9 protein-coding genes are annotated in these 13886 nt (G+C 71.6%); 3 read left to right on the top strand and 6 right to left on the bottom strand.

What is annotated here, in order from left to right; genetic code table 11:
• Positions 1-2 precede the first annotated feature (2 nt).
• The 3 genes from ACWBNA_RS02515 to ACWBNA_RS02505 are packed head-to-tail and all read left to right on the top strand — an operon-like array spanning position 3 to position 6418.
• Positions 3-4178 carry a non-ribosomal peptide synthetase gene (locus ACWBNA_RS02515; protein WP_482702419.1) on the top strand — a complete coding sequence of 1392 codons (4176 nt, stop codon included), beginning with the start codon at positions 3-5 and terminating at the stop codon, positions 4176-4178.
• Positions 4179-4188: 10 nt separating this feature from the next.
• Positions 4189-5343: an acyl-CoA dehydrogenase family protein gene (locus ACWBNA_RS02510; RefSeq protein ID WP_482701822.1), complete on the top strand. Its 1155-nt coding sequence runs from the start codon at positions 4189-4191 to the stop codon at positions 5341-5343.
• A gap of 1 nt (position 5344) precedes the next feature.
• Entirely contained in the window at positions 5345-6418 is a 1074-nt protein-coding gene (locus ACWBNA_RS02505; protein WP_482701821.1) for an acyl-CoA dehydrogenase family protein, read from the top strand.
• 4 nt (positions 6419-6422) lie between these two features.
• Here the strand turns inward: ACWBNA_RS02505 and ACWBNA_RS02500 are convergent, their stop codons facing one another.
• From ACWBNA_RS02500 to ACWBNA_RS02475, 6 genes are all read right to left on the bottom strand, one after another.
• Positions 6423-7136 (bottom strand): response regulator, encoded by a 714-nt coding sequence (locus ACWBNA_RS02500; RefSeq protein WP_482701819.1) that lies wholly within the window; start codon positions 7134-7136, stop codon positions 6423-6425.
• Between the two features lie 245 nt (positions 7137-7381).
• On the bottom strand, positions 7382-7558 hold the full coding sequence (locus ACWBNA_RS02495) for a hypothetical protein (RefSeq protein ID WP_482701818.1): 177 nt from the start codon (positions 7556-7558) through the stop codon (positions 7382-7384).
• 125 nt (positions 7559-7683) lie between these two features.
• Positions 7684-10668 carry an AfsR/SARP family transcriptional regulator gene (locus ACWBNA_RS02490; protein ID WP_482701816.1) on the bottom strand — a complete coding sequence of 995 codons (2985 nt, stop codon included), beginning with the start codon at positions 10666-10668 and terminating at the stop codon, positions 7684-7686.
• Positions 10669-10863: 195 nt separating this feature from the next.
• Positions 10864-11796, bottom strand: a complete 933-nt coding sequence (locus ACWBNA_RS02485) for a phosphoribosylglycinamide synthetase (protein ID WP_482701814.1) — start codon at positions 11794-11796, stop codon at positions 10864-10866.
• Positions 11797-12044: 248 nt separating this feature from the next.
• Positions 12045-12806 carry a DUF1775 domain-containing protein gene (locus ACWBNA_RS02480; protein WP_482701812.1) on the bottom strand — a complete coding sequence of 254 codons (762 nt, stop codon included), beginning with the start codon at positions 12804-12806 and terminating at the stop codon, positions 12045-12047.
• Between the two features lie 392 nt (positions 12807-13198).
• Positions 13199-13846 (bottom strand): hypothetical protein, encoded by a 648-nt coding sequence (locus tag ACWBNA_RS02475; protein ID WP_482701810.1) that lies wholly within the window; start codon positions 13844-13846, stop codon positions 13199-13201.
• Between the last annotated feature and the right edge of the window lie 40 nt (positions 13847-13886).

Here is a 13886-nt window from a genome sequence, read left to right as displayed (position 1 = left end):
GCATGACCCAGCGCCTCGCCGCGCTGCCCCCGGAGCGCCGCGAACGGTTCCTCACCCGGCTGCGGGAGCAGGTGGCGGCCGCGGCCGGGCGGGGCCCGACGCCGCGCGGGAACACGGGTCCGGCGCCCCTGTCGCACGCGCAGCGCACGCTCCGGTTCCTCGATCGCCCGGCCCCGGACGGCCCCGCCTCCGACGTGCCGCTGTGTGTGCGCCTCGAGGGCGAGCTGAACGTGAGCGCGCTGCGCTCGGCGCTGGCCGGGGTCGTGGCCAGGCACGACGCGCTGCGGACCGCGATCGTGGAACGCGAGGGCCGCCCCATGCAGGTGATCGCCACCGAGGTGCCGGTCGAACTGCCGCTGGTCGAGGCGGCGGGCGACGACCACGAGCAGCGGCTCGCCGCCGCACGGACGCTGGTCCGGGAACGGGCCGGGGCGCCCTTCGACCCGGGCCGGACACCCATGTGGCGCGCGACGCTGGTTCGGGTGGCGCCAGACGATCACCTGTTCCTGCTCGACATCCCCCGGCTCGTGTGCGACGCCCGCTCGCAGGAGGTCCTGCTGCGGGAACTCGCCGAGTGCTACCGGTCGTCGTGCGACGGCGACGCGCCACGGCTGTCCGGTCCTCCCGTGCAGTACCCGGACTACGCGGTGTGGCAGCACGGCCGTCTCGACAACGGTGACCTGGACAAGCTGGGCGGCTACTGGCGGGACAGGCTGGCGGGCGCCGAGGTACTGGAGTTCCCGACCGACCGTCCCCGCGGTGACAGCCGGACCTTCGCCGGCGCCAGCGGCGACTTCACGGTCGGGCACGAGGGCCTGGAGCGGGCGAGGGAGCTGGCCCGGAAGGAAGGCGCGAGCCCGTCCGACGTCCTCGCCGCCGCCTTCTTCACCCTGCTGCACCGCTACACCGGCCTGGAGGACCTGGTGATCGGCTCGCCGGACGCGGGCCGGCGGCACGAGACCCTGTCCTCCGTCATCGGACTCTTCGCCGACCTGAGGGTGCTGCGCGCCGACGTCTGTGGCGACCCGACCTTCCGTGAACTGGTCCGGCGGGTCGCGCGGGTGACGTCCGAGGCGCACGAGCACGGCGGGCTGCCGTTCGACAAGCTGGTCGACGCGGTCGACCCGGTCCACGACCCTTCCCGCTCACCGATCTTCCAGATCGTCTTCGGAGCGCAGGACTTCGACGCGGCGGACGTCGACGCGGCGGACGTCAAGGGCGGTGGCGCCGAGGGCGATGGCGCCCGGACCTCCGGTGCGCAAGGCGTACGCACCGCCACCTGGCCCGGACTCGTCGCCTCGCGGGAGCGCGTCCGCTCCGGAGCCTCCCGCTTCGACATGAGCTGGAGCCTGACACCGCCGTCGGCCACCGGGGCCGAGGCGCTGCTGCGCATCGAGTTCAACACCGACCTGTTCGACGCCGACAGCATCGCCAGGTTCGCCCGGCACTACGACGGACTGCTGCACACCCTGACCTCCGCGCCGGACGCCCCGCTGTCCGCCGCCGAGGTACTGAGCCCGGCGGACAAGGAGTTCCTCGCCGAGGTCGGCAAGGGGCCGATGCGGCCGATCCGCGAATCCACCGTCGTGGAGGAGTTCGAGGCGCGCGTGCGGGAGTCGCCGGACGACGTGGCGGTCGTCGTCGCCGGTGTCGAGACCAGTTACGCCGAACTCAACGCCCGAGCGAACCGGCTCGCCGCCCTGCTGCGCGCGCACGGCGTCGAGCCGGGCTCGCGGATCGGCCTGTGCCTGCGCAGGAACGTGGACGTGAGCACCGCGATGCTCGCGGTGCTCAAGGCGGGCGCGGCCTATGTGCCGCTCGACACGGCCCACCCTCCCGCCCGGGTCGCGGAGATCGCCGCCGACGCGGAGGTCAGCGCGGTGATCGCGCACGCCGACGTCGTCAAGACCGTGAGCGAGGTCGACGCGCCCGTCGTGACACTGGACGACGTCCGCGACGACCTGGCGGCGATGCCCGACGGGAACCCGCCCCTCGCCGCGCGGCCCGGCGACGTCGCGTACGTCATCTACACCTCCGGCAGCACCGGCCGGCCCAAGGGCGTCCTGCTCGAACACCGGGGAGTCGTCAACTTCGTCGACTCCACCCGCGAGCTGTTCGATCTGACGCCGGCCGACCGGGTGCTCGGGTTCGCCTCGGTGACCTTCGACGTCTCCGTGTTCGAGACGTTCTCGGCGCTGCTGACCGGAGCGCGGCTGTACCTGGCGACCGAGGACGAGCGGCTGTCCGTCGACCGGCTCCAGTCGCTGATGGAGCGGGCCGGCATCACCGTCATCGACCTGCCCCCGACCGTGATGCCGCTGCTGGCGCCCGAGAGGTTCACCGCCCTGCGGATCGCGTTCGTCGGCGGCGAGGCGTTCAGCGGTGAACTGGTGAACCGGTGGAACCCGGGCAGGCGGCTGTTCAACGGCTACGGGCCGACCGAGTGCACCGTGACGATGATCGTGGAGGAGTGCGCGGGCACCTGGGAGGCCTCACCGCCGATTGGTCTGCCCATGGCCAACCACGTGGCGCACGTGCTGGACGGTGACCTTCGCCAGGTGCCGGTCGGGGTCCCCGGTGAGCTGGTGATCGGCGGTGCCGGGCTCGCGCGCGGCTATCTCCGCCGCCAGGAGCTGACCGCGGAGAAGTTCGTCACCGACCCGTTCGGCACCGCGCCCGGCGGACGGCTGTACCGCACCGGCGACCTGGTGAAGCGGCTGGCGGACGGCCGGCTGGTGTTCCTCGGCCGGCTCGACCAGCAGGTCAAGATCCGCGGGCTGCGCATCGAACTGGGCGAGGTGGAGTCGGCACTGACCGGTTTCGACGGGATCGGGCCGGTCAGCGTACAGCCGTGGACCGACGACACCGGTGCCAAGCACCTGGTCGGCTATCTGACGGGCGTCACCGAGCAGCAGGTGCCGTCGGTGCGCGAGCATCTGGGCACGTTCCTGCCGTCGTACATGATCCCGTCGTACTTCGTGGTACTCGACGAACTGCCGCTCACCAGCAGCGGAAAGGTCGACTGGCGCAGACTGCCCCCGCCGGACCTGACGCGTACGGACAACGGACCGGGCGACGAGACGCTCACCGAGACGGAGCGCAGGCTGCTGCACGACGTGCTCGCTCCCCTGCTGCACGACGACCGGCTCGGCGTGCACGACGACTTCTTCCTGGCGGGCGGCAACAGTCTCCAGGCCGTTCAGCTGATGTCCGCGATCAACCGCCGCTTCGGGGTGGAGATCTCGCTCGGCGACTTCTTCGTCTCCCCGACCGTCGCGCACCTGGCCGCCACCGTCGACTCCGTCCGCGCCGCACGGCGCGAGGACGACGATCCGCCGGACGCGCTGGAGAGCCTGTCCCGGCAGGGGCCCGCGGGGACCACCGCGCGGGACGACCGGGCGCCGGTGGTGATGCGCCCGTCCGGCGAGGCGCAGCCGCAGGTCGTCCTGCTGCACCCGTCGGGCGGTGAACTGTTCTGCTACATACCTCTGGTCCGGGCGTTGCGCGAGGACATCGGCGTGATCGGTTTCGCCGCCGATCCACAGGACGCCGCCGTGGACCCGCACGACGGGCTGGCGGCGACCGCCGCCCGGATCGCACGGGCGCTGACCGCGCGCGGCCTGCCCGAGTCGTGCTGCCTGGCCGGCTGGTCCTACGGCGGCGTGCTCGCCTTCGAGGTCGCCCGGCAGATCGAGCGGGAGACCGGGCTACGGCCACCGGTGGTCCTGCTGGACGCCGCCTACGACGAGGACACCGACCCGCTCGACGAGCCGACGGTACGGCGGCGGTTCGTGCACGACGTCGCCAGGCTGACCGGGCGTGACACCCCGTCGGTGCGGGCGGTGCTGGACGATCCGCTCGCCGGCACCGCCGGCATCAGGCAGACCCTGACCCGCGTCGGCGTCGAACTGGACCTCACCGAGCAGGAGTTGACCTCCCGCTTCGCGACCTTCCGGTCCTGCGCCCTGTCGATGCAGGCCTACGAGCCACCGGCTCCGTACGGCGGACCGGTCACGGTGCTCGCCGCCTCCCCGGGCGGCGCCGTGGGTGAGCGGTGGCGGACGGTGTGCACGGGCCGGTTCCGGGCCGAGCGGGTGCCCGGTGACCACTACACCCTTTTCACAGAACCGGCCTTGAGCCGGGTAGTCGCGGCGATCGAAGAGTCGCTCGCCCCTTGAGGAGACGCACATGCGGTTCGGGTTCACCGAGGATCAAGAACGGTTCCGGGCGGACGTGCGCGGGACGCTGCGGTCCGCGACGGTGCGTGCCGCGGCGGCGGAGGCCACCGGCGCGGACGGTGTCGAGCCGGACGCGCGTCCGCTCTACCGCCTGCTCGGCGAGCTGGGGCTGCTCGCCGTGCACTGGCCCGTCGAGTTCGGCGGCGCGGGCCGTCCGCTGACCGATGCCGCGATCGTCGCCGAGGAACTGGTGCGCGCGGGGGTGCCGGACACCTTCCATGTCAACACCATCCAGATCGTCGGCCAGTTCCTGTTGATGGCGGGCAGCGAAGAGCAGAAGCGCCGGTATCTGCCCGCGCTGGCCCGCGGTGAGAGCTTCGCCTCGGTGCTCTACACCGAGCCGGACGCGGGATCGGATCTCGGCGCGCTGCGGGCCGTGGCCGAACCGGACGGCGACGACTACCGGATCACGGGCACCAAGGTGTTCAGCCTGAAGACCCGGTTCGTGGACCTCGGGCTGTGCGCGGCCCGCACCACGCCGGGAGCCGGGAAGTACCAGGGGATCAGTCTCTTCCTGGTCGACATGAACGCTCCCGGCGTCGCGGTGTCGGTCATCCCCGGCATCGGCGACGAGCACTTCCACCGGGTCGACCTGGACGGGGTGCCGGTGTCGGGCGACGACCTCCTCGGGCCGCGTGACGAGGGGTGGCCGCTGCTCAATCAGGCACTGGCCATCGAACGCACCGGCCTCGACTACCACCTCAAGGCGGAGCACTGGCTGGAGGCCGCGCTGGAGGCGCTGATCGACCGCGGGGCCGACGGCTCGCACGACGCGCACCACGAACAGATCGGGCGCTGGTACGGCGCGCTCACCGCCGACCACGTCCTGGCCTGGGAGGTGCTCACCGGCCTGGCGTCGGACCGGGTCGACCAGGTCTCCACCGCCGTCGCGAAGTACCACAGCAGCGAACTCGCCCAGAGCGTCGCGGCGTGGGCCGCCGACGTCCCCACCCCTGAGCAGCGGGCGGACCGCACCCGAGCGGCCGTGACCCTGGACTCGGCCTTCCGAGAGGCGCCCGGGCTCACACTGTCGGCCGGCACCTCCGAGGTGATGCTCCAGATCATGGCCGCCGCGTTCGACTCCATCGGACAGGAAGAACACTGACATGGACCTCACCCCCGACCCCCTCTTCGTCCGGTTGCGCAAGGCACTGCGCGCGGGTCTCGCCGGCGTCCCCGCCCTGGACGGCGTGCACGGCGCGCCGGTGGCCGACGGAGCGTCCGGCCCGACCCGGACGGTCCTCGACGAGCTGGGCGCGGCCGACCTCGAACGGCCTGTCTCCGCGGGCGGGCTCGGTCTCGGCCTGACGGCCGGGGCACTGGTCAGCGAGGAACTGGGCCGCGCGGCATGCGGGAACTCCTACCGGGCCGACGCGCTGGCGGCCGACCTGGGCGGCCCGGCCGGCGCGGCGCTGGCCGGTCTGGAGGCCCTGCCGACCGGTGGCGGGGTCATCGCCACCGCGCGCGGGGACGGCTGGGAACTGACCGGCACGGCCACGGTGGACGACGTGATTCCCTGCCCGCTTCTGGTGGCCACCCGGACGGACGGCAGACCGGTCCTCGTCGCGGTGGCGCGTGGTGCGGCCGGCCGCATCACGGAGAGCGGGTACCGGCCGCCGGTCGTCCGGTTCGAGGCCACGCCGGTCGCCGCGGCCGACATCGTCGGACCGCTGGACGACTCGCCCACCGGCCCGCTCGCGCGAGCCCGACTGCGGCAGGCCGCCTACCTGCTGGGCATCGCCGAGGGCGCACATCAGGTCGCGGTGGAGTACGCCGGTTTCCGGCGGCAGTTCGGGACCCGGCTGCGTGATCTGCCCGCGGTCTCGTTCCCGCTGGCCCGCGCCATGGTGGCGTTGCGCGCGACAAGGGCGGCGGTGTACCGGGCGGCCTGGTCGGTCGACTCCGAGCCGGACGAGGCCGGTACCGCGCCGGTCGTGGCGCTGGCGATGGCCGCCGAGACCGCGCGCGACGTGGTGCGGCTGAGCATGCAGAGCTGCGGGGTGCGCGCGATGACGGCGGAGCTGGGTCTGCACCGGTACTTCCGGCTGGCGGCGGCCGAGTACGGCCGGTACGGCGACCCCGCCGCCCTGTGGCGGATCGTCGGCGCCGACTGCGTCCGGGCGGCCCGGCGCGCCGCCGCCGACGGGGATTCCGCGGTCACGGCGGCGGCCCGGCGGTAGGGGGTCAGCTCGCGCGCAGGCCGAGGGCCGGCTCCAGCCTCTCGTCACCGAAGGGCTGGCCGGCCGAGTGGATGAGCCCGGTCCGGTAGGCGAGCGACACGAGCTCGGCGCGGTCGCGGACGCCGAGCTTGGTGCGTACGCGGTAGAGGTGGGTACGCACGGTGGCCTCACCGATGATGAGTTCGCGGGCCACCTCCTCGGTGGACATGCCCCGGGCCACCATCCGGGTCACCTCCCGTTCCCGCGGGGTCAGCTCGGTGACCTCCGGGCACGGCGCGCTCTCCTGTCGCTCGGGCTGCGCACGGAACCAGGTGACCAGGCGCTGCGCGATGTTCGGCGCGAGCATGGTCTGCCCGGCGGCTGCCGCCTGGATGGCGGTGATCAGCTCCTGCGGGCTCGCGTCCTTGCCGAGCAGGCAGCTCGCGCCGGCGTGCAGCACGTCGCTCACCGTCTTGTCGGCGTCGGACGCGGTGAACACGACGACGTTGGGCGGCGCGTCCTCCTTGCCGAGTCTGCGGATCAGCTCCAGGCCGGAGATGGTCTGGAGGTTCAGATCCGTGACCACGACATCGGGCCGCAGGGTGCGCACCGAGACGATGGCCTCCATGCCGTTGTCGGTCGTGCCGATCACGTCGATGTCCGGCACCGCGTCGAGAAGGGTTCTGAGACCGTCCGCGATGACAGGCAACTGGTCACAGATGAGCACCCGAATAGTCATTGTGTTCCCCTCGATAAGGATGACGAAGATGCCTCGCTGTCCCGCACCGGATCGCGGCGCGCGATGCGCGGGGCTCGCCCCGAAGGGCATCCGTTCGGCCTCATCGACGTGACGAGCAGTAACCCGTGTGACGCGTGGGGAGACCGGACGCGGGTCCACCGCCTGATGCGGTGTCGACTCTCAGCGGTAGCCCTTGCGGGTGGCCGGAGTGCTTGGCCGCAACCAGCGGTTGCGGCCCACTCCGGTCAGCCGTTGCCGTTGTTGTCCTGCGTCCCGACGACGACCTCGTCCGTCAGGAGGGCGGCGGAGGCGACGGTGCGCTGCTGGACCGTCTCCGGCGCGCCTGCGTCGGAGGAGGCCGTGAATCCCCCCAGAAGTGCCCCGAGAGCGATGACGGAGGCGGCGATAGGGGTGACGCGCATAAGTGAACTCCTTCAGAGCAGCAGGCCTTTTCGACTCCGCTGATGCTCCCGGTCCGTCTTCCCGGCCCGTTCCCCTCTGGACACCCGTCCGATCCCCGCGCAGTGCGCCACCCGACGCACGGGACTCACCGTGCCGTTTCCGGCACCTTCATGAGGGAGAAGAGGTCGTCCGCCGCCGAGCGGTGCTGCCGGGCCATCTGCGGGTGTCCCTGGGCCTCTGCGGTACGGGCCAGGCCCCACAGCGCGCACGCCTCGTCGTAGCGCAACTCCATACGGCAGGCGATCTCGTGGGCAAGCAGCTGTTGGGCCTGCGCCGTGTCCAGGTCCCCCTGCGCGTACCGCACGCGCCCGACCGACAGGTGCACGGTGGCACGGTGGATGTCGTCGGTACTGCTGGCGGCCTTGGCGAGTGCGTGGCCGGCGCTGTCATCCGCCTCGTCCAGCTCGCCCATGCGCACCAGCACGTCGGCTCTGCGGGCGAGTACGAGCGGCAGCACGGAGGGCATGCTCATGCGCTGGCACCGTTCCAGCGCGGCGTCGGCCCGGGCGAGCGCCTCCTCGAAGCGGCCCAGTCCCTCGATCGCCTGGGAGAGATTGCTCAGCGCGTCCACGGAGAGCTGTATCTCCTTGATCGAGTCGAAGATGGCCACCGCCCGCTGCGCCGACTCCGCCGCCTCCTCGAACCGCCCGAGCCGCACCTGGATCAGGCTCAGCGTGCTCAGCGACGAGCCGTCGAGCCGGGTGAAGTCGAGTTCGCGCGCACGCGCGTTGACCTCCTGGCACAGCAGCAGCGCGCGTTCCAGTTCCCCCATGCTGTTGTACGCCTGTCCCAGCCGGGCCTGGCATTCCGCCTCGCTGTGCACGTCCTCCATCAGCCGGGACAGGTTGACGGCTTCCTCCAGCCGGATGACCGCGTCACGCAACTGGCCCAGCCGCCACTTGCCCATGGCCAGGTTCATCAGGTTCAGCCGGGTCAACGGCCGGTCGCCGAGCTGTCGCGACGCGCTGACGCCCTTCTCCAGTGCCACGTTCGCGCTGGCGTCGTAGCCGCGGATGCTGGAGTGGAAGCCCAGCTCACGCGGCAGCCGCGCGGCGTGCCACAGCAGTCCCCCGTGATACGCGGTGTCCACCGCCGCCAGCAGACTGTCGCGGTGCTGGTCGAGCCACTGGAGTGCCTTGTCCTTGCGGTCGAACTCGTCGTCCGCCCGGCCTGTTTCCTCGTGTTGCCCGAAACGGCGCCGTCCGGGAAACAGCGTGTCGCACGCGGCTTCCGCCGTGTTCAGGTAGTGGTCCAGCAGTCGCCGCACCGCCTGCCCGTCCTCCGGCGCCCTCTGATCCTGCGCGACCCGCTGCACGAAGCTGCGCACCAGGTCGTGGAGCGCGTACACCCCCGGCTCCCTGGCCTCCAGCAGCCGTACGTCGACCAGTTCCTCCAGTACGTCCTCGGCCGTCAGGACGTCCGTGTCCAGCAGTGCGGCGGCCTCCTCGGCGTCCAGATAGCGTCCGGGGTGGTGTCCCAGGCGCCGGAAGGCCGTGCGCTGGTCCGGGGACATGGACTGGTACGACAGCAGCAGCGCGCCCGCCACTCCCCTGCCCTCGCTGGTGAGTTCGTCCAGTCGCCGGTCGTGGTCCCGCAGTCGTTCGGCGAGTCGCTGGACGGTCCAGTGCGGACGGTTCGCCAGCCGGGCGGCGGCGATCCGGACCGCCAGCGGGAGTCCTCCGCACAGCCGCAGCAGCTCACGGGCCGCGTCCGGCTCCCTCTCGACGCGTGCGGCGCCGAGGGTGTTGCGCAGGAGTTGGTGGCTGTCCAGCTCCGGCAGAGCCCCCACGGAGTGCCACTCGACGCCGTCCAGTCCGGTCAGCCGCGGACGGCTGGTGATCAGGACCAGGCTGTCGGACGAGGCGGGTATCAGCTCCCGCACCTGCTCCGAGGCGGCGGCGTTGTCCAGCACCAGGAGCATGCGACGGCCCCGCATGTAGGACTGCCACCGCGCGGCGCGTCCCGCCGGCACCGTGGGCAGCTCCTCGCTGGGGATGCCGGCGGCGGCGAGCAGGTCTCCCTGTGCCTGGAACGCGCTGATCGGCGTCTGGCCCGGTGTGAAGCCGTGCAGGTCGATGAAGAGACTGCCGTGCGGATACTGCTCGGCCAGTTGGTGGGCCGCCCGGATGGCGAGTGCCGTCTTGCCGCCGCCGCCCATGCCGTCGAGGGCCAGGACTGTCGGTGAGCCCTCGGTGGCACGTTGGGCCGCGTCGCAGATCCACTGCAGCTCGGAGCTGCGGCCGGAGAAGTCGGGCACGTCGAACGGCAGCGCGTGCACAGCCTCGGTCATCTGGCGCGGGACGGGGGTCGCGGCGCGTTCCGGGCGGGTGAGCGACGGGTCCTGGCGCAGGATGCGTTCGTGCAGTCCGGTCAGTTCCGTGCCGGGGTCGATGCCCAGTTCGTCCCCGAGGTGTTTGCGGGCCCGGGCGAACTCGTCGAGGGCGGCGGCCTGTTGGCCGGAGTGGTAGAGGGCGAGCATCAGCCGGCTGCGCAGTGTCTCGCGCAGCGGATGCTCGTCGACGAGGACACGCAGCTCGCCCGTGATCCTGGCGCCCTCGCCCGCGTCGATGCACAGGTCGTAGAGCTGCTCGGCGGCGGTGAGGCGCTGCTCCTCCAGGGCCGTCGACGCGGCGTCGACCACACGGCCGCCGGAGCCGGACAGCACCGGCCCTCGCCACAGCGCCAGTGCCTCACGCAGTCGCGTGGCGGCCCGCTCCGACTCCCCCGCGTCCAGTGCTGTCCTGGCCTGTCTCAACAGCTTCCGGTAGCGCAGCAAGTCGAGTTGCTCGGTGTCGACCACCGCGCGGTATCCGGGCCCGTCGGTGACGATGATGTCGGGGCCGTGCGGAATGCGGCTGCGCAGTTTGGCAACGGTCTTGCGCACCTGGTGGTCGGCGCTGTCCGGCGGTTCCTCGTTCCACGCGGCCTCCACCAGGCGGGAGACGGGCACGACGCGCCCGGCCTCAAGGAGCAGCATCACGAGAACGCGCCGTTGCAGAGCCCCGTTGACCGATACGCGGTCGCTGCCGTTGCTGACTTCCAGAGATCCCAGCACGGCGAATTCCGGCATGGAACTTGTTTCGTCTTGAATATGTCTCGATGTCGCGGCCCGCATCTTGCCCTCCCCCGTCAGCGATGAGATGGGACGCACGTCACCGCGAGAGTAGATCACCTCTCGGAGTACATGCACCAGGCAGGTTCGGCCCCGCGTCCCGTCCCCCGTGCTTCGCCTCTTCAGAAGGAAAACATAACTACCCGGCGCGCGTCATCGGGTGGCCGGACGGATATCGGCCACAAGATCCTGTCGCGCCTTGGCGACTCGTTCGCGGGTCAGTTCGGGTGTGTCCCCCTCCACCACCACGTAGGCGCGACGGGCGCGGGGGTCACCGACAGGCGCGATCCAGTCACCGACGGTGTACGGGAAGCGGGCCCCACGGACCCATGGGGTCACGGCGATGTCCTCTGTGCCGGTGTACGTTTCCAGCCACCCCTCGGGCAGCAGGAAGAAGCCGACCTCGGCGTACCGGGAAGCGCTCGGCACGACGGGGGGGCGCCCCAGGAGGGCCGCGAAGACCGCAGCCTCCAGGTCGAACCCGTGCGCGATCTCGACGAGCAGGGGGATACGGTCGCCGCCCAGGTGCGCGCTGCAGGACACGATCCGCGGCCCGTCGGGCAGCAGCGCCACCTGCGTGTGAGCCGGGCCGAAACGGTATCCGCTCGACGTCAGCCGCTCCTCGACCACCGCCCCGATGATCTTTCGTTCGTCGTCGGTCAACGGCGCCGGATGCAGGTAGCCCGTGACGAGGAAGTGCGGTGGTCCCGTGGTGCGTTGAGCCGTCATCCCCACGATGTGGTGGGTCCCGTTCACGGTCAGCGTCTCGACGCTCACCCTGGGGGCCTCGGCAGGGGCCCAGTCGTCCCCTTCCCCGGCCTGGAGCCGTTCGTACACCGCCGGGGGGGTGGGAGACACGCCCAGTTGCCACGCCTCCTGGACCACCGGCAGGACGGAGCCGCCGTGTCCGCAGTGCAGCACGGCGTCGACGTCATGGCGCCGTGCGGTCCGCGCGATGACCTCACGCAGTCCGGCCTCGTCGGTGAAGTCGGTGAACAGCAGCTCCTCGGAGGCCTCTTCGACGCGCGGCGCGAAGTCGGTCTCAAGCTGCGACGGATCCCATAACGACCAGATACGGAACCCCAACTCGGCGCCTTTCCGCACGAGTTGGTGACTGGGCTTTACCAGGAGCAGCCTGAACTGCGAACTCCTCGGGGAGTGTGGACACATGAGCGCCACTGTGCACGGCGGCCTTCCCGCCCTGTTCCCGTTCCCTTCCCCACCGGGTCACCTCTGGGGCCGTGAAGTACGGCGGCACGGCGCCGTACCGGTTGGCGATGTCCAAAGCGCCGCCGGGACAGGCGATGTCGAGTCCTCTCGCCCCGCACCCCGTCTCAGGCATCCCGGCTTCGGCGGCTCCTGAACCACCACACCCCGCCACCGAGCGCGAGCACGGCCACACCGATGCCAAGGGGCACGGCCAGGGGGATGCCGTCATCCCCTTCCGCACTGTCCGCGACGGGCTGCGCCGACGACTGGGACGACGCCCCGGTCGTCGGCTCGCCCGCGCCGGTGCCCGACGAGGGGGCGGTGGTGGCGGGTTCCGCGGTGGGGCTGGGGCTCAAGGGCTTCGCGCCGGGCGCGGCCGGCTTCAACTCCAGGCGAGGCGCGGGATGGCCGTGACCGTGGCCGTCGCCACCACCCTCTTCCTCCAGTTCGATCCAGCGGTCGACCTGGCCGTCGCTGTAGGTCTGCAGCGTCTTGAAGACCAGTTCCCTGGCGTCGGGCAACTGCCGTGCGGTCACGACGTACTCGGCGTCCTCGCCGACAGCGAGCTTCGGCCCGGACACGGTGTAGCCCCTGCCGGTGGTGGCGAACTTCCAGCCCTCCGGACCTTCTTCGTAGGTGATGTCCTGCGACGTGAGGCCCTTGGGCAGGATCACCTCCAGCTTGCTGATCCCGGCCGAGGCGGACTCCGACTCCGCTGTGAAGGTCAGCGCGACCTTCTGGTCGAGGGCTCGGGCGCCCTCCGCCTCGACCTCGGTGTGGGCCGAGGCCGGGCCCGCGGTGGCGACAGTGGCCGCCAGAGCGACTGCCATGAATGCGCCGAGACGGCACAGGCTGCGTGCGCGGAAGGAGCGGGTGGAGCTGTGCATGACGGGTTCCCCCTGGTTGCGGTTCGTGGTGGCGGTGGCGTTGGTCCAGTACTTCAGAATTCAGGAGCACCGTTCCTCACGCGGCGGCCGGCGTCGCCGGTGCGGACGCCTCGACCTCGGTCAACAGGGCCGTGAAGGTCGCCCGGGCGCGGGCCACGCGGAAGCGGACGGTGCCGACGGAGCAGTCGCTGACGACGAACGCCTCACGGTGTTCGTCGGGCAGGGCGGCGAGCAGGTCCGGAGGGCGATTCCGTCGTCGAAGCCAGCAGGTCGTGCGGCGCGGCGAGTTCGACCGGTCCGGTGAAGACGGGAAGCGGTCGCCTGCGCCTGCGGGCGCGCGCCTACGGCTGGCCCGAGGCGGAACAAGGCCGCCTCTGGACACCCGGCAGTCGTCAGACGACAGCGATCCCCATGGGCGGACCCCGCAAGGTGATCGCATGGTCGAGAAGAAGCCGGCGCGGTGACCGGTCGTCGTGGTGACGGCGTACGCGGATGCGTGGGCGGTCCGGCGGGGCGGGCAGGTCAAGCAGCAGCCGCCAAGGTGCGGCCAGCCATCCGGCGACGGCCCGCAGGATGCGGAAGGCCGCGCGCTCTCCGTACCCGAGCCAAAGACCGCACAGCAGCGCGGCCAGCAGGTGGGCGGCGAACATGCCGACCGGCGACGTACCGCCTGTCACAGGCCCGGCGTGGTCCACGTGCCGCATGCTCATGTGACCGAGGTCCATGGACCCCATGGTGTGGCTCACGGAGCCCATGCCCGTGGGCGTCTGCGCGCGGCCCACGGCCTCGTGCGGCACGAGCGAGAAGGAAGCGTGAAGGGCCGTCTGCACCGTGACCACCACGGACACGATCAACGGCAGTCCGCGCTCACGCCCCGCCAGACTCCAGCCCACGACTCCCGTCACGGCGGCTCCGCCGGCAAGAGTCCCTGCGGGAACCTGGCTGCCGGACATCATGACGTGGCCCACGGCGGCGAACAGCACGCAGACGACCGCGAACACCGCGGCCCGCAACGTGCGAGAACCCCACCCGGCAGTCATGGCGCCTCATCCTCGCATCCGGACACCGGTCATCGTGCAG

This window comes from Streptomyces sp. Q2, assembly GCF_056820935.1.
The sequence above is the reverse complement of the archived record's forward strand: the minus strand, read 5'-3'. Positions and strand labels throughout refer to the sequence as shown.